17 protein-coding genes are annotated in these 24,845 nt (G+C 69.8%); 9 read left to right on the top strand and 8 right to left on the bottom strand.

Features of this window, described 5'->3' with window-relative positions; all coding sequences use genetic code 11:
- The first annotated feature begins 143 nt into the window (after positions 1-143).
- From QHF85_RS42290 to QHF85_RS42275, 4 genes are all read left to right on the top strand, one after another.
- A complete protein-coding gene (locus tag QHF85_RS42290; protein ID WP_281333143.1) occupies positions 144-767 on the top strand; it encodes a hypothetical protein in 624 nt (207 codons plus the stop codon).
- 208 nt (positions 768-975) lie between these two features.
- On the top strand, positions 976-1,959 hold the full coding sequence (locus QHF85_RS42285; RefSeq protein ID WP_281333142.1) for a lysylphosphatidylglycerol synthase domain-containing protein: 984 nt from the start codon (positions 976-978) through the stop codon (positions 1,957-1,959).
- Positions 1,960-2,104: 145 nt separating this feature from the next.
- Positions 2,105-3,016, top strand: a complete 912-nt coding sequence (locus QHF85_RS42280) for a hypothetical protein (RefSeq protein WP_281333141.1) — start codon at positions 2,105-2,107, stop codon at positions 3,014-3,016.
- Between the two features lie 177 nt (positions 3,017-3,193).
- Entirely contained in the window at positions 3,194-7,036 is a 3,843-nt protein-coding gene (locus tag QHF85_RS42275; RefSeq protein ID WP_281333140.1) for a serine/threonine-protein kinase, read from the top strand.
- Here the strand turns inward: QHF85_RS42275 and QHF85_RS42270 are convergent, their stop codons facing one another.
- Positions 7,037-7,735, bottom strand: a complete 699-nt coding sequence (locus QHF85_RS42270; protein ID WP_281333139.1) for a TetR/AcrR family transcriptional regulator — start codon at positions 7,733-7,735, stop codon at positions 7,037-7,039.
- Positions 7,736-7,882: 147 nt separating this feature from the next.
- On the opposite strand from QHF85_RS42270, the gene QHF85_RS42265 reads away from it, so the two are divergent.
- Both QHF85_RS42265 and QHF85_RS42260 read left to right on the top strand, forming a co-directional pair.
- Complete coding sequence (locus QHF85_RS42265; protein WP_281333138.1) at positions 7,883-9,364, top strand: NAD(P)/FAD-dependent oxidoreductase; 1,482 nt, start codon at positions 7,883-7,885, stop codon at positions 9,362-9,364.
- A 69-nt stretch (positions 9,365-9,433) separates the two neighbouring features.
- Complete coding sequence (locus QHF85_RS42260; RefSeq protein WP_281333137.1) at positions 9,434-10,237, top strand: SDR family NAD(P)-dependent oxidoreductase; 804 nt, start codon at positions 9,434-9,436, stop codon at positions 10,235-10,237.
- Between the two features lie 144 nt (positions 10,238-10,381).
- Here the strand turns inward: QHF85_RS42260 and QHF85_RS42255 are convergent, their stop codons facing one another.
- The 6 genes from QHF85_RS42255 to QHF85_RS42230 form a co-directional block, all read right to left on the bottom strand.
- On the bottom strand, positions 10,382-11,686 hold the full coding sequence (locus QHF85_RS42255) for a sigma-70 family RNA polymerase sigma factor (protein ID WP_281333136.1): 1,305 nt from the start codon (positions 11,684-11,686) through the stop codon (positions 10,382-10,384).
- Between the two features lie 167 nt (positions 11,687-11,853).
- Entirely contained in the window at positions 11,854-12,438 is a 585-nt protein-coding gene (locus tag QHF85_RS42250; RefSeq protein WP_281333135.1) for a hypothetical protein, read from the bottom strand.
- Positions 12,439-12,519: 81 nt separating this feature from the next.
- Entirely contained in the window at positions 12,520-13,335 is an 816-nt protein-coding gene (locus QHF85_RS42245) for a LamG domain-containing protein (protein WP_281333134.1), read from the bottom strand.
- A 231-nt stretch (positions 13,336-13,566) separates the two neighbouring features.
- The gene (locus QHF85_RS42240) at positions 13,567-14,853 is read right to left on the bottom strand and encodes an AarF/ABC1/UbiB kinase family protein (protein WP_281333133.1); all 1,287 of its coding nucleotides are present in this window, start codon (positions 14,851-14,853) and stop codon (positions 13,567-13,569) included.
- Positions 14,854-14,887: 34 nt separating this feature from the next.
- Entirely contained in the window at positions 14,888-15,484 is a 597-nt protein-coding gene (locus QHF85_RS42235; protein WP_281333132.1) for a TIGR00730 family Rossman fold protein, read from the bottom strand.
- An 82-nt stretch (positions 15,485-15,566) separates the two neighbouring features.
- Positions 15,567-16,913, bottom strand: a complete 1,347-nt coding sequence (locus QHF85_RS42230; protein WP_281333131.1) for a pectin acetylesterase-family hydrolase — start codon at positions 16,911-16,913, stop codon at positions 15,567-15,569.
- Between the two features lie 175 nt (positions 16,914-17,088).
- Here QHF85_RS42230 and QHF85_RS42225 point away from each other — a divergent pair, with 175 nt between their 5' ends.
- From QHF85_RS42225 to QHF85_RS42215, 3 genes are all read left to right on the top strand, one after another.
- The gene (locus QHF85_RS42225) at positions 17,089-18,795 is read left to right on the top strand and encodes a hypothetical protein (RefSeq protein ID WP_281333130.1); all 1,707 of its coding nucleotides are present in this window, start codon (positions 17,089-17,091) and stop codon (positions 18,793-18,795) included.
- Positions 18,792-20,900, top strand: coding sequence for an SWIM zinc finger family protein (locus tag QHF85_RS42220; RefSeq protein ID WP_281333129.1), 2,109 nt, complete (start codon positions 18,792-18,794; stop codon positions 20,898-20,900). Before QHF85_RS42225 ends, QHF85_RS42220 begins: the two co-directional genes overlap by 4 nt.
- Before the next feature lie 355 nt (positions 20,901-21,255).
- Positions 21,256-22,974 carry a reverse transcriptase domain-containing protein gene (locus tag QHF85_RS42215; RefSeq protein WP_281333128.1) on the top strand — a complete coding sequence of 573 codons (1,719 nt, stop codon included), beginning with the start codon at positions 21,256-21,258 and terminating at the stop codon, positions 22,972-22,974.
- Positions 22,975-23,380: 406 nt separating this feature from the next.
- Here the strand turns inward: QHF85_RS42215 and QHF85_RS42210 are convergent.
- The coding region (locus tag QHF85_RS42210) for a L,D-transpeptidase (RefSeq protein ID WP_281333127.1) at positions 23,381-24,845 on the bottom strand (1,465 nt) is incomplete at its 5' end.

Here is a 24,845-nt window from a genome sequence, read left to right as displayed (position 1 = left end):
CAAGGAAGAGACCTCCCCCCGGCCGGGCGTGTTCGGCGAAGGGAGCGGGAGCTCGGATCGGGACTTGCAGCGAAATGGGGGCGGCGTCCTCGGCGGAAATCGAGGGCGAGAGGAGCTCTGCAATGAACGACGGGAGGAGCGCGATGCGCAGATCTTTTCGTTTGGTGAGCGTGGCCGGCCTCTTCGCGGCGCTCGCCGTGGCGGGGTGCCAGGAGCGCGACCGCGGCGGTCAGGCCGGAGCCGAGGTGCGGAAGGGCCACGAAGGGGCGGCGGTCCAGCAGCCGGGGACGACGCCTCCCGCCGCGGGGCAGCAGCAAGCGCAGCAGCCCGGCGCGCAGGCGGAGCCCATTCGTGATTTGACGATCGTGCTCGTGACGCCCGAGCGCCCGACGCTCTTCAATCGGCAGTTCGACCTCGTCGGGGCGCAGGTGCAGCGGGTCTCGAACGACCGGGTCTTCTGGATCGGCCCGAGCGCCGATCGCGTCGTGCCGGCGTACCTGGACGACCAGGCCCGGAGCGCGCTGCAGCAGGCCCAGCACAAGCTGCAGAAGGGGGACCAGATCGCGCTCGTGGGCCAGATCCGGGAGGCGCCGAGCGCACAGCTCTTGCAACAGCAATGGGGCCTGTCCACCCAGGACGCCCAGGAGCTGAACAACATGCAGGCGTATCTGTATGTGACGCGTATCCTGCTCGGCGCGAAGCCGGGTGTGCAGGGCGGCGAGCAGCAGGGCACGCAGGGCGGACAACCGGGCGGCCAAGGCCGCTGACGTCTCCGCCGGATCGAATTCCCATCGGGCGCGCAGCGTGGGGCCTCCCGGAACTCCACGTTGCGCGCCGTTTTCGTTTGTCGCGCCATTTCCCATTTCGCCGCGAGGACGGCGGCCTGCCGCGCTGGCACGTCCGTGGCGAGCGCTGTCGACGAGGCCGCGCAAGCGTCACGCCTGGTTTCGCGGGGGGAACGTGGAGCGACACGAAATGCTGGAGAGGACGGCCGCGGCCTCTGCGCTTCGCTGGGGCGTGCGCCTCGCATTCGCGGCGCTCGGGATCGGGGTCGTGGCCTCGCTCGTGCGGCAGGTGGGCGCGGGGACGCTGTACCTGATCCTGCGCGGCGCGGCGCCATGGCTGCCGCTCGTCGTGGCGCTCGAAGCGGCGCGCGTCGGGGCGGACGCGCTCGCGACGTACGCGGCGTACGGCCCGACGGCGAGCAAGCTCCTGCCCGTCCGGGTCCTCGCGCGCGCGTCGCTCGTGGCGCGGGCCGTCTCGTCGATCGCGCCCGCCGGGCGGACGGCCGCCGAGGCCACGAAGGCGGCCTTGCTCGCGCCTTGGGCGGGTGCGGCGGCGGCGACGGCGGCGGCCGCGACGGGGCAAGCCATGACCCTCGTGAGCGGCGGGATCGTCTCGGTGCCTTGCGCGGCCGCGGCCTATGTGATTTCGGGCGCCTCGCCGATCACGATGGCGCTCGTCGTCCACGCCGCCCTGCTCGTCGCGGTGGGGACGGGAATCCGCGTGGCGATGCGCGCGCCGTGGCTCGGGGCGCTCGCCGGGCGTTTGTCACGGCGAGCCGGGGAGCGCCTCGATGCCGTGAAGGCGCGGGCCTGCGAGACGAGCCTCCTGCCGCCCGGGCCGATCGCCGCGATGCTCCTCGGCCGGGCGATCCAGGTCGCGCAATACGCCATCCTGGCCCGCGCCGTGGGCGCCGCGACGGGCGTTTCGCGCGCGCTCGTGGCCGAAGGGGCGAGCATGGTCGCGCTCGCCCTGGGCGCGTTCGTCCCGGCGCAGGTGGGCGTGAGCGAGGGCGCGTTCGCGTGGAGCGCCGACGTGATCGGGGCGACGCTCCCGCAGGCCCTCGCCATCGCGCTGCTCGCGCACGCGCTCGAGGCGTTTTTCGTGGCGGTGGGCGCGGTCGTGCCACTCGTATGGAGAGCGCCGGCGCCGCCGAACGAGCGGCCCGAGCATTGAATCAAAAGATGGAATCTCTTCGCGATGACGTCCAGGCCGTTCTTGCGGCGGGGGTGGGGGGCGTGCAAAGGTTGCCCGCCGCATGCCGTTCGTTCCGCTCGTTTTCTCGCCCCGGAGGGCGCGCCGCCATCCCCGACTCGCTTCCGTGTCCGTCCTTTTCATGGCCCTCGCCGGCGTCGAGCTCGGCAGCGGGCATGCGCGTGATCTGCGCGAGGCGTGGATGGATCCCGTCTACGCGGCCGTCGGCACGCCGCCCGCGCCGCTCGCGTCGGGCGATCGCGACGGCGACGGGCTCTCGGACGAGCGCGAATCCGAGCTCGCCCATGCGTTCGCCCCCATTGTCCTGCTCGACCGCGAGGATTCTGCGCTCCCGGCGTCGGTGCCGTGGGTCATGGAAAGGTCCGATTTCGTGGAAGGCGCCGCGCGCGTGCGCCGCGCGCGCAGGGCGTTCGACGACGACGTGCGCAAAGGGAGCGAGCGCCCCGAGGACTGGGTGACCTACGTCGACGTCTATCCGCGGGCGAGCGGAGGGATTCACGTCGAATACTGGTTTTATTACCCGTACAACGACGGCCCGCTCTTTTTCCAGCACGAGAGCGACTGGGAGCACATGACGGTGCGCCTCGACGAGGCGGGCCGTCCGCTCGGCGCTTACCTCGCGCGGCACGAGGACAACAATCCTGGTCCCTATTTCGCCTGGTCCAGGCTCCGCAAGGAGGGGGAGCACCCCGTCGTCCTGTCCGCGCGCGGGACCCACGGGACGTACGCCGATCGCTCGGATCTCGCGTGGTTCGAATCGGCCGCCTCGTCGTGCGACGATCTCGCCGCGTGCGCCGATCGGCCCTGGCGGACGTGGGAGGGCGGCGGGCTGTCGCGGCTCGACGACGTGCCCGAGAGCGCGCTCGCGGGGCGAGCGTTCCGCTTCGACGGGCGATGGGGCGCGGCCGGTTTGTTGCCGGGCACGAGCGCGCCGCGCGGGCCGATGTTCCAGTCGGGGCATTGCGCGGGCGGATTCGCGATGTGCCGCAAGCCGATTGAAATGGCGAGCTTGCCCTGACCGTCCCGGTCGCGCGGCGCGCCTCCCGACGGGAAATCCCCCGAATGGCGCGGAGGCACGCTCCCGAGGGCGGCCGCCTCGGTGCCGCGAGAACGAATCGAATGTAGAGAATCCCTCGTTCATGCGGCCGGCGAGCGAGCTTGTATACGCAGGTGCTCCAGGGTATCCTGAATCCCAATGCGATCCGGTGAGGTGCTGGAGGATCGGTTCGTGCTCGGGAGGCGGGCCGGATCCGGAGGGATGGGGACGGTGTGGCGCGCCGTCGACCGGATCACGGGTGAGCCCGTGGCGCTCAAGGTCCTGCGGGACCCCGAAGGAGAGTCGACCCCGCGTTTCCTGAAGGAGGCGCGTATCCTCGCGGCGTTCGAGCACCCGCACGTCGTGCGCTACGTGGCGCACGGCATTGCCGCGTCGGGCGAGCCTTGGCTCGCGATGGAATGGCTCGAAGGCGAGAGCCTGCTCGCGCGGCTCGAGCGGGGCGCGCTTTCGATCGAGGAGAGTTTGTCCCTCGCCCGGCACGTCGCCGAGGCGCTCGGCGCGGCGCACGCGCGGCGAATCGTCCACCGGGACGTCAAGCCGAGCAACCTGTTCCTCGTGGGCGGCGCGGCCGATCGCGTGAAGATCGTCGATTTCGGCATCGCGCAGAGCGGCGCGACGAACGCGCTCACCCGGACGGGCTCGATCTTGGGGACGCCGGGGTACATGGCGCCGGAGCAGGCGCGCGGCGATCGCGAGGCTGACGCGCGGGCGGACGTGTTCGCCCTCGGCTGCGTCCTGTTCGAGTGTTTGTCGGGGAAACCCGCGTTCCAGGGCGCGCACCCGATGGCCCTGCTCGCGAAGCTCCTGCTCGAAGATCCGCCCCGCCTGCGGGATCTGCGCCCCGACGCGCCGGAGCTGCTCGTCGTGCTCGTCCATCGTTTGCTGTCCAAGGATCCGGAGGTGCGCCCCGAGGACGGCGCGGCGGTGCGCCTCTTGCTCGATCGCATCGACGCGACGGCGAGGCCGCCCGTCTCGAGCGGCGAGATCTCGCGGGCGTCGCTCACGGGCACCGAGCGGCGGCTCGTCTCGATCGTGGCGGTCTCGCCGCCGATCGATCGCGATAGCCCGCGGGACCTCGTGGCGGCGGTGCGGCGCGTGGCGATGCCGCTCGGCGCGCGCGTGGAGGAGCTCTCTTCGGGCGCGGTCGTGGCCGTGCTGCTCGGCGAGGGCAGCGTGGTGGATCAGGCGGCGAACGCGGCGCGCTGCGCGGGCTGGGTGAAGATCGCGGCGCCCGAGGCGGCGGTCGTCCTGGTGACGGGGCGCGGCGAGTCGACGAACCGCCTGCCCGTGGGCGAGGCGCTCGAACGCGCGGCGGCGCTGCTCGACGAGGCGCTCTCGGAGAAGCAGGAGGGCGCGCCCGTCCGGATCGACGACAACACGCGCGCGTTGCTCGACGCGCGCTTCGATCTGGTCGAGCAGGAGGGGCGGATCGCGCTGCGCGGCGAGCGCCGGACGGGGCAGGAGAGCCGCACCTTGCTCGGCCGGCCGAGCCCGTTCGTGGGCCGCGAGCGCGAGCTCCGGAACGTCCTCGACCTCGTGGACGAGAGCTTCGACGAGCGGCGCCCCTCGGCCGTGCTCGTGACGGCGCCGCCGGGGATGGGCAAATCGCGCCTCCGGCAGGAGGTCCTGCGGGTCGTCAAGGAGCGCCACACGAACGTCGCCTGCACCATCGCGCGGCCCGACGCGATCGGCGCCGGCTCGGCCTTCTCGTTGCTCTCGGGCGCGCTGCGCGACATCTTGCAGATCTCGGCGGGCGAGCCGATCGAGGCCCAGCGGCGCAAGATCGAGCTGCTCGCGTTGGTCCTCGCGGACGAGGCGGAGCAGCGCACGATCATGGAGTTCCTCGGCGAGCTCGCGGGCGCGCCGTTCCCCGACGAAGGCAGCCCACGCCTGCGCGCGGCGCGGCAGAACCCGCAGCTCATGGCCGACCAGATCGAGGCCGCCTACCGCGCGATCACGGCGGCCATCGGGGCGAGCCGGCCGATCCTCGTGGTGCTCGAGGATCTTCACTGGGGCGACGCGCCGTCGCTCAAGATCCTCGATTCCGCGCTGCGTGATCTCTCCGATGTGCCGTTCGTCGTGCTCGCGTTCGCGCGGCCCGCGGTGCACGAGGTCTTCCCGCGCCTCTGGGCGGGGCGGAACGTGCAGGAGATCCGGCTCGGACCGCTGCCGCGGCGCGCGGCGACGGAGCTCGTCTCGGCCGTGCTCGGCGGCGATGTCGCGGCGAGCCGCGGCGCGGCGCTCGTGGAGCGCGCGGAAGGAAATGCGTTTTTCCTGGAGGAGCTCATTCGCGCGGTCGCCGACGGTCGAGGCGGAGAGCTGCCGGACACGGTGCTCGGCATGGTGGAGGCGCGCCTCTCCGCGCTCGCGCCCGAGTCGCGCCGGATGCTCCGAGCCGCGAGCATTTTCGGCGAGGTTTTCTGGGAGAGCGGCCTCGGTGAGCTGCTCGGCGACGGCCAGCCGCTCGCCGCGTCGCTCTCGGATCTCTGCGCGCGCGAGCTCGTCACGCGGCGGATGCATTCGAGGTTTGCCGGACAGGAAGAGTATGCGTTCCGTCACGCGATCATCCGCGAGGGCGCGTACGCGATGCTCACCGATCAGGACCGGCACCTCGGCCACAGGCTCGCCGGGGCTTGGCTGAAGCGCGCCGGCGAGCCCGACGCGCTCGTCCTCGCCGAGCATTTCCAGCGCGGCCGCGACCCCGAGAGCGCCTCCGCGCATTACCTCCGCGCCGGCAGCCAATCGTTCGACCGCGACGATTTCTCCGGCGCGCTCCTCTGCGCGCAGCGCGGGATCGCGTGTGACGCCTCGGGCGAGGTCCTCGGCCACCTGCAAACGCTCTCTGCGATGGCGCATTGCTGGCGCTCGGAGCTCGACGCTGCGCACCGGGCGAGCGTCTCGGCCCTGCCGCTCATCGCGCGCGGCGACCGCTGGGCGTGTTTGCTCCTCTTCCACGGCACGTGGGCCTCGCTCGTCGTGGGCGCGGAGGAGGACTTTCTCCGCATGGCAGGACGCTTCGTCCACTTCGATCCCGAGCCCGACGCGCGCCGCGATTACCTGCTCTGGGCCCCGCTCGCCGCCTCTTTGCTCACGTCCTACGGGCGCCGCGAGCTCTGCCGGGCCCTGCTCGACCGCGCCGAGCGGCTCGCCGCGTCGATGCCCGCGCTCGACCTCGACGTCGTGGGCTCGCTGGCGATCGGGCAGAGCGACGAGCTCCGCGCCTTCGAACGCGCGCCGTTCCGCCAGCTCGAGCTCACGCGGAGGGCCGTCTCCGCGTTCGAGGCCATCGGCGACGCGCGCAACCACATCACGGCGCTGAACCGGCTCGGCCAGGCCCTCGGCGAGATCGGCGAGCGCGAGGCCGGCGAGCGCGCGCTGCGATCCGCCGTCGATCTCGCGCGCCGCATTCGTGGACCTTTCGCGCTCCTGCAATCGGAGCTCCACCTCGCGGCGCTGCTCGTCGGCGCCGACGAGGCGGCGAAATGGGCCGAAGCGGAGGCCATCGCCGAGCGCGTGCTCTCGGCCTCGGGCGTGAGCGACGGGTATCGCGGCTGGGCGCGCGGCCTCCGGGCGCAGATCCTGCTCCACCGCGGCGCTTACGAGGACGCCGCCCGCGAGGCGCGCGCGGCCCTCGCCCTTTGCGAGCGGGTCCCTCTGCGCAAGCTCTGGATCACCACGCTCCTCGTGCGCTCCCTCGTCCTCCTGCGAAAGGGGAACGAGGCGCGCGCGCTCGCCCGGGAGATCGGCGCGGCGCTCGGCCGCGGCGGCGGCGGGTACGTCGAGATCGAGGCGCGGCTCGTGATGGCCGAGGCGTGCGCCGAGGAGGGCGAGATGGAGGAAGCGTCGCGGGCCCTCTCGGACGTGATGCGCACGATCGAGGCGCGCGCCGAGGAGATCCCGGACGAGGCGCTGCGCTCGCATTACCTCCACGACGTGCCCGAGAACGTGCGCGCGCGCTCGCTCATGGCCGCCTGGCTCTGATCAGCGCGCCTTCTTGGTCGTCTTTTTTTTCGGCGGGGCGGGCTCGTTCGTCGGGGAAAACTCCGTCGCGGCGCGCAGCACGTCGAAGAGCAGCGCTTTCGCGAGCGCGACGATCTGCTCGACTGGCACGCTCCTTCGCGCCACCCAATCGATCGAGGCGGCCTCGACGAAGCCGATCCAGCCGCGCATCGCGGTGTGGACGAGCGGGCCCGTGGCTTCGGGGGGCAGGCCCGCGACGATGCGGCCGAGGAACGTCGTGCGCGTCTCCTCCAGCACCGCCGCGACCTCCGGATCCGAGCCGATACCGCCGCGCATGAGGGCGACGTACGCGGGCCCGTGGCGCTCCACGTACGCGAGGTACGTCCGGAGGGCACATTCGATTTCTTGCTCGGGCGAGGCGTCCGGCGTCGTGCGGAGGGTCTGGTCGAGCAGCTCCTTCGACGCCGCGCGCAGGGCCGCCACGTAATAGTCGCGTTTCGTCGGGAAGTAATGATAAAGGAGCCCCTTCGAGACGCCGGCGGCGCGCGCGATGTCGTCGATCGAGACTTCGTCGTAGGAGCGCTCGCTGAAGATCGACAGGCCGAGCGCGAGGAGCTGGGCGCGGCGCTCGTCGACCTCGAGCCGCGCGCGCGCGGCCGGCTCTTTCTCCGCGTCCGCCGCGGGCCGCGCCGCCGGCCTCGACCTTGCTCGGCTCGTCATGAGGCGAGCCTATACTCCCGGCGCCCGGGATCTTCAATCGTCGCGCGGGCGGCCGCGCCGTGGTGGGCCAGCGTCCATCATTCCTGTTGACTTCCGTTCAACAGCCGCTATCTTCGGTCCGTCCTACTGAACCGGAGTCAACAAGCCATGCCGTACGCGCGCGTTTCGGACTCGGTCACCCCCATCGTCATCATCGGTAGCGGCTTCGCGGGCCTGGCCATGGCGATCCGGCTGAAGCAGGCCGGCATGCACGATTTCGTTCTCTTCGAGCAGGCGGGGCGCGTCGGCGGGACCTGGCGCGACAACCATTACCCCGGCGCGGCGTGCGACGTCGAATCGCACCTCTACTCGTTCTCGTTCGAGCCGAACCCACGCTGGACGCGCATGTTCGCGCCGCAGGCCGAGATCCTCTCCTACCTCGAATCCTGCGCGCGGAAATACGGCTTGCTCCCCCACATCCGCCTGAACACCGAGGTCCGAAGGGCCACGTTCGACGAGCGCGCCGGGACCTGGCGGGTCGAGACGAGCGACGGCTGCACGACGACGACGCGCGTGGTCGTCTCGGCCTGCGGCGGCCTGAGCCGCCCCGCGCTCCCCGACATCCCCGGCCTCGGCGCGTTCGGCGGGAAAACCTTTCATTCGGCGCGCTGGGACGAACACGCGGATCTCGAAGGCAAGGCGGTGGCGGTCATCGGCACCGGGGCGAGCGCGATCCAGATCGTGCCGGCCATCGCGCCGAAGGTCCGGCGTCTCCACCTCTTCCAGCGCACGCCGCCGTGGATCCTGCCGAAATACGACCGGCCGATCACGCCCGGCGAGCGCGAATGGTTCGCCCGCGTGCCGCTCCTCCAGCGGCTCGCCCGCCTCCGTCAATACTGGCAGCACGAGCTCTTCGCGCTCGGGTTCGTCGCCGAGCCGCGCATCATGAAGCTCGCGGAGCGGCTGGCGCGGGCATACCTCGAGAAAAGCGTGCCGGATCCGGTTTTGCGGGAGAAACTCACGCCACGGTACACGATGGGCTGCAAGCGGGTCCTGCTCTCGAACGATTATTACCCGGCGCTGCTCCGGCCGAACGTCGAGCTCGTCACCGATTCCATCGAGGCGATCGAGGTCGATGGCGTGCGGACGAGCGATGGGGCGCGGCGCGTGGTCGATACGCTCATCCTCGCGACCGGGTTCCAGGCGGCGGAGGCCGTCGCGCCGTTCGAGATTCGCGGGCGCGCCGGGCGCGATTTGAACGACGCGTGGCGCGACGGGCCCGAGGCGTATCTCGGGACGACGATCGCGGGGTTTCCCAATTTCTTCCTGATCGTCGGGCCGAACGTCGGCCTCGGCCACAGCTCGATGGTGTTCATGATCGAGTCGCAGGCCGCCTACGTCATGAGCTGCATCGAGGCGATGCGGGCGCGGCGTTGGAAGTTCGTCGACGTGCGGCCGGAGGCGCAGGCCGAGGAGAACCGGAAGCTCCAGGCGCGGTTTCCCCGCACCGTCTGGTCGACCGGGTGCGTGAGCTGGTATCAGACCCGGAGCGGCAAGAACACGACGCTCTGGCCCGGATTCACGTTCGAGTATCGCCTGAAGACGCGGCGCTTCGACCCCGCGCCCTACGAGGTGGTCCCGATGGCGTGAGCGCCATTGACGGAGCGGCGCGCGTCGGGCTTTCATGCGGCCACGAGATCACGAGACGAGGAGAACTTCATGGGACTTCGATCATCGGGATGCAGCGTCATCACCGGGGCAGGGGGCGGCTTCGGCCGCGCGCTCGCGCTCGAGCTCGCGGCGCGCGGAAGGCGGCTCGTGCTCTCCGACATCAACGCCGGCGCGGCGGAGGAGACGGCCCGCCTCGCCCGCGCCCGCGGCGCCGCGTCGGCCACGGCGTTCGGCTGCGACGTGACGAAGGTCGAGGAGGTGGAGGCGCTCGCGAGCACGTGCGAGGGCCCCATCGACCTCCTGGTCAACAACGCCGGTGTCAGCAGCGGCGGGCTCGTCGGGGACCTCTCGCTCGCGGATTGGCGCTGGACGATCGAGGTCGATCTCTTCGGCGTGATCCACGGCTGCCACGTCTTCGTCCCGCGCATGAAAAAGCAAGGGTCCGGCCACATCCTCAATGTCGCCTCCGCCGCCGGCCTCTTGTGCGCGCCGCGCATGGCGGCCTACAACGCGGCGAAGGCGGGCGTCATCGCGATTTCCGAGACCCTCGCCGTGGAGCTCGACGGCACGGGCGTGGGCGTGACCGTCCTCTGTCCGACGTTTTTCAAGACGGACATCGTGAATTCGGGGCGCTTCGCGGATCAGGAGACGCGCAGCATGGCGGACAAACTCATGGCGAGCGGTCGCCCGGTCGAGGAGGTGGTCCTCGCGGCGCTCACGGCCGTGGAGCGCGACGAGCTTTATGCGTTGCCGATGGCCGACGCGCGGTGGCTCTGGAGGGTCAAGCGCGCGCTGCCGGGCTCGTTCCGCAAGCTCATCAGCTTCGGCGTCAATCTGCGGTCGAAGCGCTGACGCTCGAGCGCGCGGGGGCGGCTCGGCGACGCTCGCCGGAGGAGCGCCGATCATCCATGGGTGCAAAAGGAAGCGAGCGTCGGGCGTATCCGCCGGGGCCAGCGTCCATCGATGGATCCCGCCATCGATGGACGAGCAAGGCCCTCAGCGCAAGCCTTCGAGATAAGAGCCGAGCCCCCGCTCCTCGGACCAGGTGCGGAGTTTTTCCAGCGCCTTCGATTCAATCTGCCGGATCCGCTCGCGGCTCAGCGAAAACGAGCGTCCGATCTGCTCCAGGGTATGATCGTCCTCGCCCGTCAGCCCATACCGGAGCTTCAGGACCTCACGCTCACGCGGCGTGAGCGTCTCCAGCATCGCGCTCGCGGCCTCGCGCATGCGGCTCCGCACGAGCGCCTCGTCGGGCGCGTCCGTCTCGCTCGCCAGGGTGTCGCCGAAGCGGAAATCGCCCTCCTCGCCCATGGGCGCGTCGAGGCTGACCGGGCTGAGCGAGAGCGCACGGACCGCCTGGACCTTGTCGAGCGGCACGCCCGAGCTCTCCGCGATCTCCTCCTGCGAGGGCACTCGTGCGTTCTTCTGCGAGAGCGCCCGCTCCGCGCCGAGGACCCGGCGCCGGCTCGCCGTGAGGTGCACCGGCATGCGCACGTCCTTGCCCTGGTAGAGCAAGGCCCGCTCGATCGATTGCCGGATCCACCACGCCGCATAGGTGCCGAACCGATAGCCGCGCGAATAATCGAACTTGTCGGCGGCGCGGATGAGGCCGAGGTTGCCCTCCTGCACGAGGTCGAGCAAGGGGACGCCTCGGTTTCCGTAATGGCGCGCCGTCGCGACCACGAGGCGCAGGTTCGCCCGGACGAGCTCGCTCTTCTCGTGCGCCGCGCGCGCCCGCGCCTTCGCGGAGCGATCCCGCGCCTCCTCGATACGCGCCTGCTCCTCGTCGGAGGTCGCCTTCGCGCGCGCCGCGAGCGCCTGATCGAGCCGCTCGACGAGCGTCGGGTCGACCCGGAGCACGTCGAATGCATCCGCCAGATCCGCGGGCAGCGCGTCGTCGCCCGGCCCTTCGGCGAGCGCGCGCGTTCGTTCGAGCGCCTCGACGAGGCGGCTCGCGACGTCCGCCGCGTCCGGGGCCTCTCCATTGAGGAGGAGATCCCGCGGGTTCGTCTGGCCAGACCTGATTTCCTCCGCGATCGCGGCGAGCGCGTGCACGATCGCCGGCGAGCGGACGAGCGCGGAGAGCGCGTCGCGCTCGGCGTCCACGATACGACGCCCGAGCTCGGCCTCGGCTTCGCGCGTGAGCGGCTGGCTCGCTTCGAGCCCACGGAGGTAGAGATCGGTCGCGTCCTGGATCGGAGCTACAGCGCGAGGCGCCGGGGGCGTGGGGCCCTTGCGCGTGCGTGGATGACGCTTGCGTGCGGGCTCCTTCGCGGGTCCCGCGATCCTCAGTTTGTTCAATGTGGTCTCCAGACCCGCGTCCAGCCCGGCGTGAAGACGCGGCGGAGGGTGATGCTCGCCGGGATTGCGGAACGTAAGCATCTTTCGCGCCTCCGAAAGGGGGGCGCACAAAAGAATTCGGGCGAGGGAGCTACCCCAGGCGTCGAATACGAAGAATTGGCGTGCGCTCAGCCTGTCAGGAGCATGGCCACCATCGCGGCCGAGGCGGTCTCGCCCCATGTGGCGAACGTCTCGGGGACCCGGACGCTCACGAGCTCCATCGAACCCCCACAACGTAGCGACCCTTCGTAAATGTGCCCGCGCCGCGCGAGATCGAATCCGCAGAGGCCGACGGTCCCCGTGATGGCCTCGGGCCCGATCCAGAGATCGGTGATGCGGCCGCGAAGCAGCCCCTCGACGTGCAGGCGCTTCTCCATGCGCGTCATGCGGAGCCGCAGGGGCTCGGCGCCCCAGAGCCCCTCCACCTCGGCGCCGCGGACGGAGGCGCTCAGCGTCTTGCCGAGCACGAGGCCGCGCAGCGCCTTCGCGTCGTCCTCGGCGTAGAGGCCGACGTTCACGACCGGCCCGATCGCCGTCCCCTCGCCGATCGTCGCGTGGACGACGTGCCCGCCCGAGCCCTGCAAGAAGAAGTCGTTCGGCCTCCACGGCTCGTCGTAGAGCGCCTCCTGGGAGGGCATGTCCGGTTCCTCGTAGCCGCAGGAGGCCGGTGCGAGGAGGGCGAGCGCGAGGAAAGGAACGGGGAGCCTGGGCATCACGGACCTCGGCGGAGTATGGGGCCGTCGCAGGGGGGGCGGCAAGGAGGCTGTGGACGAGCCCGCCGCCCGAGGACGAGACTAGCAGCCCTGCTGCCCGGCGGCCTTGCAGATGTCGGCGGCGGACCGGGCGACGTTCCAGATCCGGACGTTGTCGAGGCGCCCGTCCAGCGAGTCGTTGTCCGGCGCGTTCGAGCCGACCGCGTTCGAGCCGCTGCCAGCCACCGGCGCCATGGCGTCGACCTCCTCGACCTGCGTGCCATTCACGTACAGCCGCAGCTTCCCGCCGCCGAACACGCAGGCCGCGTGGGTCCAGGTATCGAGCGGCATGTTCTGCATGTTGGCGATGGCGCCTCCACGCGTACACTGGAGATCTCCTTGCCCATAAATGAAAAAGCCGTAGCGCCCGTCGCTGTCGAAGAGCCCCATGCGAGTGCCTGGATGACTTCGCTGGTAGTACCAGAGCTCCACGGTGTATTCGGTCACGTCCCAGTGCGGCGCGTCGTCGATGAAGACCTGGCTACCTGCCTTCAGATCCGCCGCTTGACCGTCGACGCCGGCCTTGAAGGTCACGTTGGTCGGGGTGACGGTATTGGTTTTTCCGGACTCGTCCTTCGCGTCCCCCTCGAAGCGGAAGCAGGCGAGGAGCGAGGCGTCCGTCGGATCGCAGAACGGGGGTTCGGGCATGCCGCCGCTCCCGCCCGCGCCCGTGGCGCCGCCCATGCCGACGGAGCCTCCCGAACCACCCGCGCCGCCCACGCCGTCCGTTCCCCCGGTGCCGGCTCCCCCGGCTCCCACGGTGGGGCCGTTTCCGGCCGCGCCGCTGCTGCTTGCGCCGCCCGCCCCATCGGCGCCGCCCGTGCTTCCGGCCGCGGCCCCGTCGCTCCCTTCCGCCATGGGGATCGATCCGTACGAATCGAGGCCGCAGGATACGCCGAACGCCAGTGCCACGAGACCCGCGTAGGAAAGCCTGGGAGCGCGCATAAAGTACTTTCTATCAGGTTCGTCAAGACGCGCGCAAGCCTCCGACGCCGCGATCCGTTCTTGTACGGAGCCTCTCACGGTGCCGCGTGCGCCTGAAAAACGCGCGGGCGGTTTCGCTTGTACGGACGAAATCGAGGGAGAACGTCAGACGAGGCCGGCGTCTCGCAGGAACGCCTCTTCCACGGCGGCGTAATCGAGCGTCACGTCGAGGCGCGCGAGGACCGAATAGAAGCCGAACTGCAGCCGGTTCATGAAGAGCATGCCGGGCGGGAGCTGTACGAAATTGCCGTCCTTCTTGAACAGGACCTCGTTCTTCATCTCGCGGATGCCGTCGACCAGGCTCGCCGCGTAGGCCCGCGTGATCCGGAACGGCGAGCCGAAGATCGGCTCGAAGCAGCGGCGCGAATACGCGACCGCCATGCGCTCGTAGATCCCGCCCTCCGTGAGGAGGATCTTCGTGGCGATCTCGCCGAACGCGCTCTCGTCCCTGCGGAGCGCCGCGAGGTGGAGGTCTCGCGCGAGCGTCAGGCGCTCGCCCACGATGGGCTGCACGCAGCCGAAATCGAGGAAGATGATCGAGCCGTCGTCCTGGAACAGGTAATTGCCAGGGTGCGGGTCGGCGTTGAACATGCCGCCGACGAGGTTGCCTTTGAAGACGAAGCGCCAGAGCGTGTCGGCATAACGCTCCCGGATGACTACGTCCGCTTCGCAGGCCTCTTCCAGGGTTTTTCCGCGCACGAGCTCGCTCGTGAGCACGCGCTTGCCCGAACGCGCGGCGACGACCTCGGGAATGCGGATCGCCGGGTCGCCCCGGTGCATCGCCGAGAATGCCCGCTGCCGCTCGGCTTCGAGCTCGTAATCGAGCTCCTCCGTGAAGCGCGTCCGGAGCTCGGCGAGGACGGCCTTCGGATCCAGGCGCTTCGGCCCGAGCACGGCGACCATGCCGCCGAGGGCGTCGGCATTCTCGAGGTCGCTCTCCACGGCCTTCTCGATGCCGGGGTGCTGCACCTTCACGGCGACCTCGCGCCCGTCGTCGAGCCGCGCGCGGTGGACCTGGCCAATCGAGGCGCTCGCGAACGGCTGCTCGTCCCATTCGACGAAGAGTTTGTCGATCGGCGCGCCGAGATCCTCCTCGACGCGCGCGCGTATCGCCGCGGGGGACGAGGTCGGCGCGGCCGTGCGGAGCTTGCGCATGGCGGTCTCGTAGGCCTCGCGTTGCGCCTCGGGGACCATGCCGTCCACATAACTCGCCATCTGGCCGGCCTTGGCGGCGAGTCCGCGGAGCGTGCCGAGCATCTCCGCCGCCTTGTTTGCGGCGGTGTCGGCGGCCGACGTCCCGCGGATCAGGCTCGCGCCCGTGCGCGCCCCGACCGCGGCGAGCCGCGCGAGCCTTCCCAGGCGTCCTTCCGGGATCTTTCGTTCGTCGGTCATCGGGGCGGAGGTGTGGGGAGCGGGCGGGCGTGGTTCAAGGTTTGTCGATCCACCGACCGATATCGGGGACCTGGAGCTTCGAGAGGCGGTCGAGCAGCGCGTCCATCGTATCGGCCGACGCGCAGAGCGGGCGGTGAATGGGGCGGATGAAGCCCTCGGTCATCGCGTGATCGAGGAACGCGACGATGTGGTCGTAGTAGCCGCGCACATTGAGCAGGCCGACCGGCTTCTTGTGGTAGTTGAGCTGCGACCAGGTGACGACCTCGAAGACCTCTTCCAGCGTGCCCCAGCCGCCGGGGAGGGCGATGAAGGCGTCGGCCATGGAGGCCATCAGGGTCTTGCGGGCGTGCATGCTGTCGACGACGAAGAGCTCCGTGAGGCCCTCGTGTGCGAGCTCGCGGGCCTTGAGCTTCTCGGGGATCACGCCGTAGACCCTGCCGCCCTTCATGAGCGCCCCCTCCGCGACGGCGCCCATCATGCCGACGCGGCCGCCGCCGTACACGAGCTCGATGCCGCGCTCGGCGAGGAAGCCGCCGGCCGCGCGGGCGGCGTCGAGGTAATGGGTCCCGACGCCGCCGGTCGAACCGCAGTAGACCGCGACACGGCGGAAATGGGTGCGCGAGCTGTTCATGCCGCGGAACATAGTCCAGGGCGCCGGCCCAGGCACCCGGAAAATTCGGTAAGAGCGGAAAGCTTTTCCGCCTGTCGTTTCGTTACGGCGAGATGTGGGTGGCGGGCGCGCCGTCGACGATGCCCTTCACCCAGCCGCTCATGGCCGTACCGTCGACGGTCGTGTTGTAATAACCATTGCCGCCGAGGTAGGTGTGGGTCGTGGCGCTCACGAAATAGGTGCTCCACGCGGGCGATTGCTTGAGGAAGCTTTCGCGGATCTCTTCGAGCCCCGCCGTGTATTCGGCGCCGGTGAGCGACGTCGGGAAGAGGCCGTCGATGTTCTGACAGTTGTTCTTCCCGTAGCCGTAAAACTGCGAGATCGTGTTGTCCTTGTCCGACGAGATGAGCCCGAGCGAGGCGTCGGGGTATTTCTGCCCGAGGAGCTTCCAGGCATTGGCGAGGCCGCCGCCGTTCGGGAGCGAGCATTCGACGCAGTCGGCGGGCAGCGTGGCCTCGAAGTTGTAGAGCTCGCGCCAGCGCTGCTGGAGGCAGGGCGACATGTACGTGTCGCTCATCGGGGGGCCGGAATCGTCGATCAGGGCGACGGGCGTGGGGCAGAACGCCTGCGCCACGCGGTCGTAATTGTAGAACGCGCCGAACCCGCCCGCGCTCACGCCGGTGAGCAGGACCTCGGTCGCGTTCTTGAACGTGGGGATGATGCGCTTCAGGTAATGGCCGATGTTCGCGTACCCGACGAACTGCTGGCTCTTCGGGGAGAGGTTGCCCGGCACGTCGGAGTCCGGGGCATTGCCGGCGTGCACGTCGCCCGTGCAATACGGGACGTAGACGAAGCTCCAGTCCTTCACGGAGTTCGCGGCGTTCGACGTGCTGAAGATGCCGTTGGTCCCGCCACCGTTCTTCCAGTTGTCGAAGTTGTTCTGGCCATAGGAGCTCGGGTTCAGGTTGCACGTCGTGCCGTTGAAGCACGCGCCGCCGCCCTCGAAGAAAATGACGAGCTTCGTCGATTCCGGGTTGATGCGGACGCCGAAGCCGGTGGAGCTGCCGCTCCGGCATTTCGCCTCGGGGACGGGCACCCACGTCCATTTCCCGGCCTCCGCCTCCACGGGCGCGCCGTCGAACGGCCCCTCGGGCGCACACGCCGCCCCGTTGCCGCCAGAGCCGCCCGCGCCAGAGCCGCCCGCGCCGGCGCCGCCCATTCCGCCGGCGCCGCCGCCCGCGCCGCCCATTCCGCCACCGTCACCGCCCGTACCACCCATTCCGCCGGCGCTCGCGCCGCCGTCGCCGCCGGCGCCGCCCACGGACGTGCCGCTGGAGCTCGACGTGGGGTTGTTGAAGAGGTCCGTATCGCCGCCGCCGCATCCGGTCGCGGCGAGGAGCGAGACGAGGGGAATGGCGAGGGTACAAGGCGAGAATCGAAGCGCTCTCATGGAGACACCGTAAAGGATCGGCCGTGCGCGCTCAACGCGGATGTGGACGAACCGCTCGGGGTGGAAGATTGGAAGCGGGGGTGGAAAGGGTCCGGGGGGCGGCGGGGGCGTGGAGGCGCAAAGGCGGTGCCCCTTGACCTCGCGCGCCCGATTTGCCTATCGTCTCGGCCTTCGCATGGCGAACGCGCGAACGCGGGCCGGATCGAACCTCCTCCTCGATGAATACTGGGAGGCGGGCGACGATCGTTACGTCGACGAGGTCCTCTCGCTCACGGCCGGCAAGAAGCTCAAATCCCTCGCCGATCGGTGGCTCAAGGACAGCCGTCCCTTCGCGCGCCGCACGCTGCTCGCGTACATCGGCGATGGCTGCGACAGGCCGCACCACCGGCCGCTCGTGAAGGGCCTCTTCAAGCTCGCCGAGAAGGCGCGCGACGAGGAGCTCGTCGGCCACTTCATGGTCGCCTTCGACAGGCTCGTGGAGCGCAAGCTCGTGGAGAAGTCGCGCTACGACTGGTCGAGCCGGCAGTCGCAGAAGGTGCGCGTCCTCGTGGGCACGGGCAAACACCCGACCCGCTTCTGGGGCCGCGACGATACGGCGCCGCACTTTTCGAAGGCCACGCGCAACTACCTGCGCCGCCGCGTGCTGCGCTACTTCCGCGACGTCGGGCGCAAGGATCCGGCCCAGTACGGCAAAGCGATCCGCAAGGCGCTCGTGCTCTACCGCGACGATCACCTGGACAAACCCGAGCGCTTGCTCGACGCGTGGAGCTTGCTCCACGTGCTGTACCACGGCTCGGCCGTGCTCGATCGGCACGCGGACGGCATCCGCGTGGCGAAGGGACGATCGCTCGCGGAGCTCGAGCCCGCGCCGCTCTGGCCCGAGGCGTGGAAGGGCTGCTTCGAGGACGTGCTCGCGCTCGTGACGACCGCGAAGAGCCGCACGGTGCGCGTGTTCGCGGTGGAGATCCTCAAGGCGGGGTACACGCGCGAGCTCGGCACGCTCACGATGGCGCGCCTGCGCCCGCTCATCGCGAGCCCGCACGAGGAAGTGCAGATCTTCGCGGCCGATCTCCTGCGCACGGCCGAGGGCATTTCGAGCCTCACCGTGGCCGAGTGGCTGGAGCTGCTCCAGATCGATAACCCCACGGCGCTCGGCTTCCTCTGCGAGGCCATCAAGAAGCACGTCGCGCCCGCGCGGATCACGCTCGATCAGTGCGTGGACCTCGCGTGCTCGCCCGTCGCGCCCGTCGCCGAGCTCGGTCTCGACTGGGCCATGACGAAGAAGACGGCCGGGGTGAAGACGATCGAGGCGATCTTGCGCCTCGCGCAGGCGCGCGCGCCGCGGGTGCGGGAGGCCGCGGGGAAGTGGGTCGTGTCGATCCTTTCGACCTCCAAGGATGCGCGCATGACGCACGTCCGGGATCTCGTGGACGCGCGGTACGAGGACGTGCGCCGCGAGGCCCTCCAGCTCTTCGAGCGCGATGTGCGCTTCAAGGACGATCCGGCGCTCTGGTCGGCGCTCTCCGAGAGCCCGTACGACGACGTGCGCGCGTTCTTGCTCGCGCACCTCGTGCAGCGCGAGAAGGCGCTCGGCCCGGCGACGCTCGAGCGGATCTGGGCGACGACGATCCTCGCCGTGCACCGCGGTTCGAAGCAGAAGCGCACGGCGCTCTCGCAGATCGCGGCGCGCATCGTGGCGCAGCCAGGCGAGGCGGAGCCGCTCGTGGGGCTCCTCGGGTATGCGTTGCGCAGCGTGCGGCCCCCGGAGCGGCGCGCGGCGCTCGCGGCCGTCTCGCGCGCGGCTTTCGAGGCCCCCGCGCTCCGCAGCGCGATCGGGCGCAAGTTGCCGGAGCTTTCGCTCTTCCAGGAGGAGAGGGCGTGAACGTCGATCTCCGATATCTGGGCAAGAGCGGTGTGCTCGGGGCGGCGCAAAGCCTGCTCGTGCGTTTTTCCCCGAACCTCGCGCGGCCGAAGACCTTCTTCGACGCCGAGCTCAAGGACGCGATCCGCTTCCGCGAGGCCATGAGCGCGCTGCACGACGTGGTCGTCGGCGACCTCAAGTTCCGGAAGAAGGACAAGACCGCGTACCAGGCGTGGAAGAAGGCCGAGGAGGAGCGCGAGGCCCAGATCAAGGCGCAGCTCTTCGATCAAGCGAAGCGCACCGAGATGGCGCGGCTCGCGAAGGAGCCGATTCCGCCGAACCTCGATCGCGATTTCCGCAAGATGCATCGCCTCTACTGGGACGCGCGCGTCAAGTGGGCGAATGAGCTCGCGCGGAACGATCCCGAGCTCTTCCGCCACCTCGTGCCTTGTGATCCGGTCGTGACCGTCGCGCCCGACGTGGTCTTCTTCGAGTGCTTCTCCAAGGACGAGTCGAGCTACGGCTGTTTGTCCGTGGACCGCGACTCGTTCGTGGGCTCGCAGGAGGCGGGGCTCGGCACGACGAACGTCGATTACTCGATCGCGCTCTACGAGCATTTCCAGACGCTGCGCAGCTACAGGAAGACGCGGCTCTCCGTGGATCCGGCCGGCTTCGACGTGAAGGTCGAGGGCATGGCGGACTATCGCGAGGAGAAGATCGATCTGCCGCCGTCGTGGCTGCGCGGATTCGGCCAGATCCAGGCCTCGACGTGCCTGCCGAGCCGCCGCGTGGATCTGCCCGTCGAGGTCGTGTACGCGATCCTCGCGCACCTGAAGCGCCACCGCGAGAAGAGCGGGCCGCGCAGCATCCGGTTCGTGCTCACGCCGGGCAAGCCGCCGAAGATCATCCTCGATCCGTGGGGGATCGAGATCCAATCGCGTGGGCCGGTCTACGACGGCGGGCTCGAGATCGGTGGGAACGGCGCGGGCGGGAAGCTCGGCCCGTATCGTTCGGCGCCCGCGGGCCGCGAGATCACCGAAGAGGTGAAGATCTGGGGCCGGCGGCGGCTCTTCGCGCTCGCGCGCGTCCTGCCGCTCACGGAGCGCGTCGAGGTGCGGCTGCTCGGCTCGGGTTTGCCGAGCATCTGGATCGCGCACATGGGCGACATGCGGCTCGTGCTCGCGCTCAGCGGTTGGACCACCAACGACTGGACGAGCGGCTCGGGGCTCGACCTGCTCGCGGGCGCGTGGGAGCCGGATGCGCGCACGATGTTGCAGGCGGATCGGTTCCTCCAGAACGAGCAACGCGCGACGCTGCCGGCGATCGCCGCGGCGACGGGCGCGTCCGAGGAGAGCCTCGTCCCCGCGCTGCACCAGCTCGCGAAGCGCGGGCAGCTCATCTACGACCACGCCGATCGCGTGTATCGTTATCGGCAGGTGATGCCTGCCGTGCTCAGCGAGGCGTTCATCGGGCCGGAGCATCCGGAGCTCGTCGAGGGCCGCGCGATGGCGCGCAGCAACGCCGTGACGATCGATCGCGACGAGCTTCTTTCGGATGGCCGGCGCGCGGTCGTTGGCAAGGCGAAGGGCACGGGCTGCGAGGCGATCTTCGACGAGGACCTCGCGATCAAGAAGGCGAAGTGCTCGTGCTCGTACTTCTACAAGAGCGGCCTCCGGGCCGGGCCTTGCCGGCATTTGCTCGCGCTCAAGATGGTGCTGTCGAGCCGCGCTCTGCCGCAGGCGCCGAAGCCCGAGCCTGCGCCCGAGCCGCCGAAGGCGTCGAAGTGGTCGTCGGGCGAGAGTTTCCCGATTCCGCGCGCGATCCTCGATGACATCCGCAAGGTCGCGAACCGGAAGAACACGACGGTGTCGCGGGTGCTCGAGGAGGCGTGGGACGTGGCAATGCCGCGGATCCAAGCGGAGCGATCGTGGACCACGGCGCTCGCGCTCGCGGACGTCACGCTCGCGCGTTCGCTCGCCACGCGTGTGCCGGCGGACGCCGTGGAGGAGCGGCTCGCGCTGCCGCCCGACGTGCTTGCGGAGGTGAAGCGCGTCGCGGATCGGTTCCGCGCCGAGCGCGCATCCGTCCTCTGTCTGGCCTGGCTTCTTGGTAGGAAGTCGTTGTAGGAATGGTCTTGTCGTCTCGTTCGACGCGCTCGCGTCCAGCCTTGCAAGGAGGTCCGTCCGCCCGAGCCCACCATGCTGCGGCGTTCCGCCGTGGCGGAGTTCGTTCCCCCATGCGTCCCCGCGCCCGATGTTCTTTTGGCCCTAAAGCCCCCTACCAGCATCCACTCAGCGGACCCTTGGGTCTGGATGCCGGTAGGGGGCCTAGGGCCTCGGTGATCGGACGTGGTCCTAGGCGAGTAGTCGGGCGGACGGGCTTCCTTGGAGGGCTGGACGGCGCGTCGAACGGTGCATCAAGGATCGCTCGCCCGAGCTCTCGGGCGACGCGTGTCGCAACCTCGATCTAGCGGGAGTTGCCGTGGGCTTCTGGGACAAAGTCAAGTCCTTCATTGGCACCGGCAAACCCGGCGAGGGTGAGCCCGGGAAAAACGAGCAGGGCGACAAACCGCAGGCCGGCTCGGCCGCGACGTCGTCCACACCGTCGAAGGCGACGACGACGAGCAGCGCGGGCGGAAAGGCCCCGGCGGTCGCGACGTTCACCACGACAAACCCTGCGCCCGCGGCCGCGACGCCTGCCAAGAAGAAGGAAAAACCGAAGCCGAAGGACCCGTACGACACGTCGGGGATCCTCGGTTTGTCGGCGGACGAGATGCGCAAACGCGCGCTCAAGATCAACCCGTACCAGACGGCGTGGATCGGGCGCGTGGACACGATCCCGCCGCAGAGCGACGAGCGCACGGCGCTGATCGATCGGGGCCTCATCCTGCGAGGCCTGCTCACGGAGCAGCAGATCGAGGAGATCCACCGCGTCGGTGATCTCTGGCTGAAGCACCACGAGGCCGCGAGCATGGCGACCGTCGTGGCTCGCAAGAAAGCCGACGAGGCGATCGAGGAGCTGCGCCGCCAGAAGGCCGAGCGCAAGGCGGAGAAGAAGCGCCTCGCGGCCGAGCGCAAGAAGAAGCACGCGGAAGCCGTCGCCAAGCGTCGCGCCGAGGACATCATCTTCCTCGGGCGCGGCGTATCCGGCAGCCTCGGCGATCGGCGCGCGAACGTCGAGGCGCTGCAAAAGCAGGGGTTGCCGCTCCTGTCGACGCCCGCAGAGGTCGCGAAGGCGCTCGGTCTGCCGATCCCGCGCCTGCGCTGGCTCTGCTACCACAACGACGCCGTCGAGAAGCCGCATTACGTGTACTTCGAGGTGCCGAAGCGCTCGGGGGGGACGCGGTTGCTCTCGGCGCCACACGAGGCGCTCTCGAAGGCGCAGCAATGGATCCTCCAGAACGTGCTCGCGAAGCTCTCGGTCGAGGGCGAGGCGCACGGGTTCGTGAAGGGTCGCTCGACGGTGACGAACGCACGGGCGCACCTCGGCCGCGGGACCGTGGTGAACCTCGATCTCTCGGACTTCTTCCCGACGATCAAGTTCGGCCGCGTGCGCGGGCTCTTCGAGTCGGTCGGATACTCGCCGGCAGTGGCCACGATCTTCGCGCTGCTCTGCACAGAGTCGCCGCGCCGGAAGGTCATCTACGACGGAACGACGTACTGGGTGGCCGTGGGCGAGCGTGGTTTGCCGCAAGGCGCATGCACGAGCCCCGCGATCTCGAACCTGGTCGCGCGCAAGCTCGATCGGCGCCTGACGGGCATGACGCGCAAGATGGGCTGGACGTACACGCGATACGCAGACGATCTCACGTTCTCCGCGGCGAACGAGCTCATGGACGATGGCAAAGGCGGCCAGAAGAAGGGCCGGCGTGACCTCGGAATTCTGCTCGCGCGGGTTCGGCACATCGTGCAAGAGGAGGGCTTCGCCATCAACCCGAAGAAGGGTCGGGTGCAGCACGCAGGCGGGCGGCAAGAGGTCACGGGCATCGTCGTGAACGACAAACTCGGGATGCCACGCGAGGAGGTCCGCAAGCTCCGCGCAATCCTGCACGCCGCGAAGAAGACCGGGCTCGCCGCGCAAAACCGCGAGAACATCCCCCATTTCGAGGCGTATCTGCAGGGGAAGATCGCCTACCTGAACATGGTCGACCCAGAGCGAGCGATGCAACTCGCGAAGGCGTTCCTCGAAATTCCGCGCTGAGGGCGTTGCCGCCGGGGCTCTGCCCCGGGCCCCGCGGGGGCTGTCCGCCCCTCGACCCGGACCAGGGCCAGCCCTGGACCTCTGGGCATCGACTGCGCGAAGCGCAGTCGATGCGGGGGAAATTTTTAAAGCTGTCCGCCCCCCTCTTTGCAGGGCCAGCCCTGGACCTTTCGTGGAAGAACTGCGCTGCGCGCAGTTCTTCCACCAGGCCGTTGGTGGTACCGCCTCGCCGGTTGAACCAGCAGCGCTGCTGTCTGGGTTGGCAGGGTCGTCGCTGGTCTTGACCCGTCTGTTCGATGAACTGCGCATCGCGCAGTTCATCGACCCCGAGTCCAGCGCTTGCGCTGGTCCGGGTCGAGGGGCGGACAGCCCCTCGTGGGGTCCGGGGTGAAACCCCGGCGCGACGCTACCGCCGGATCCGCACGATCGTGCTTTGGCCGAACTCTTTTACGGCGCGCATGCCGTGCCAGCCTTCGGGGACGTTGGGGTCGGTCCAGTCGAAGACCCATTTGGCGTCGATCGGCGCGAGGTTCACGCAGCCGCCGCTTTTTGGCTCGCCCCAGGCGTCGTGCCAGTAGGCGCCGTGCAGCGCGTGTGGGCCGCTGAAGTTCAGGACCCAGTTCACCTCGGAATGTACGAGGTTCTCGTCGGAGCTCGACACCATCGTCGCCGTGCGGAACTTGCCGTCGACGCGGAAGAGGCCGACGGGCGTGGAGGCGGTCTTCAGTGGTTCGATGCCTGGGTAGGGGACGCCGCCGCGGCCTGGGGAGATGAGCGTCGCGTAGACCGGGCGCAGGCCTTCGTAGGCGACGAGGGTGCCGTTCAGGACGCGCACGTCGACCCATTTGCTCTTCGTCGGGTCCTTGTCTGCGAGCCAGGGGGCCTCGGTCACGGCCTCGACGATCTGCGCGTCCTCGGCGAGGACGTAGATGCCGGCTTCCTTGGTCTCGACGAATGCCTTGCCGTCCTCGTTGATTCGCGTGCCGGTCAGCCCGATCCAGCCGAGTCGCGGGAACGTCTCGTCGGTCTTCGCGAGCTTGCCGTCTTCGCCGCGCTTCCATTTGGGGCGCGGTTTCTGGCGGAAGAAGGCGAGTGGGAGCTGCACGTCGTCGCCGAGGGAGATGCCGTGGAACGTCGAGCGTGGGTAGAGCTTGATGCGATCTTTCGGGATGATCGCCTGGTCTGCCGTCAGCACGAACGTGCGGCCGCCGGACTCGAAGGCGCGCACGAAGGCGATCGTCGAGCCGAGCTGGACGAACTTTCGGTTTTCTCGGACGAGTGGGCCAAAGGGCAGGAGCTCGGGCGGGCCTTCGCCGGAGGGGGCGAGGTCGACGCCGACGAGGGCCTTGTCGACGGCGGCGATCGCGGCGGGGTCGCCTGCGGCGGCGCGTGCTTTTTCGACGTTGGCCTCGTGTTTTTCGAGGTCCCATTCCGCCTCGCGTTGCTCGGCGCGCGTGGGGATGTGGTCATAACGCGGAGCGCCAATGGATTCGCCGTACTGGTAGGGCCAGGGCGAGCTCACGTCGGCTGCGTCGCGCCGCAGGATGACGATCGCTGGGTCTTTGGGGTCGATCGTCGCGGTCGCGCCGGCGCAGACGTAGCCGCGCGGCTCGACGGCGTACCAGGCGTCGCAGCCGGCATAACCTGGGATCCGCGCGGCCTCGACGCTGCCGCCTTTGAGCGGCACGGAGCTGCCGAGGGCGAGGTATCCGATCCAGGCGCGGCTTGCTCCGGGCTCGGGGTGGATCCAGGCAAAACGCCCTTTCGACCAGATGCGCGGCGGGGCGGGCGCTGCGGGCGCTGCGGGCGCGGGCGCGGGCGTGGGAAGGGCGGCGGAGGCGGGCGTGGGGGGCGCGGCGGCGGGGGGCGGC

The organism is Polyangium sp. 6x1, from assembly GCF_029946515.1.
Lineage (GTDB): Bacteria > Myxococcota_A > Polyangia > Polyangiales > Polyangiaceae > Polyangium.
This window is presented reverse-complemented; position numbering and strand designations above follow the sequence as displayed.

Coding starts and splice junctions, on each gene's coding strand:
- QHF85_RS42270 (WP_281333139.1), bottom strand. CDS start 7,735: ATGACGAGCCGAGCAAGGTCGAGGCCGGCGGCGCGGCCCGCGGCGGAC.
- QHF85_RS42260 (WP_281333137.1), top strand. CDS start 9,434: ATGGGACTTCGATCATCGGGATGCAGCGTCATCACCGGGGCAGGGGGC.
- QHF85_RS42230 (WP_281333131.1), bottom strand. CDS start 16,913: ATGAGAGCGCTTCGATTCTCGCCTTGTACCCTCGCCATTCCCCTCGTC.
- QHF85_RS42240 (WP_281333133.1), bottom strand. CDS start 14,853: ATGACCGACGAACGAAAGATCCCGGAAGGACGCCTGGGAAGGCTCGCG.
- QHF85_RS42285 (WP_281333142.1), top strand. CDS start 976: ATGCTGGAGAGGACGGCCGCGGCCTCTGCGCTTCGCTGGGGCGTGCGC.
- QHF85_RS42225 (WP_281333130.1), top strand. CDS start 17,089: ATGGCGAACGCGCGAACGCGGGCCGGATCGAACCTCCTCCTCGATGAA.
- QHF85_RS42235 (WP_281333132.1), bottom strand. CDS start 15,484: ATGAACAGCTCGCGCACCCATTTCCGCCGTGTCGCGGTCTACTGCGGT.
- QHF85_RS42250 (WP_281333135.1), bottom strand. CDS start 12,438: ATGCCCAGGCTCCCCGTTCCTTTCCTCGCGCTCGCCCTCCTCGCACCG.
- QHF85_RS42275 (WP_281333140.1), top strand. CDS start 3,194: ATGCGATCCGGTGAGGTGCTGGAGGATCGGTTCGTGCTCGGGAGGCGG.
- QHF85_RS42245 (WP_281333134.1), bottom strand. CDS start 13,335: ATGGCGGAAGGGAGCGACGGGGCCGCGGCCGGAAGCACGGGCGGCGCC.
- QHF85_RS42290 (WP_281333143.1), top strand. CDS start 144: ATGCGCAGATCTTTTCGTTTGGTGAGCGTGGCCGGCCTCTTCGCGGCG.
- QHF85_RS42265 (WP_281333138.1), top strand. CDS start 7,883: ATGCCGTACGCGCGCGTTTCGGACTCGGTCACCCCCATCGTCATCATC.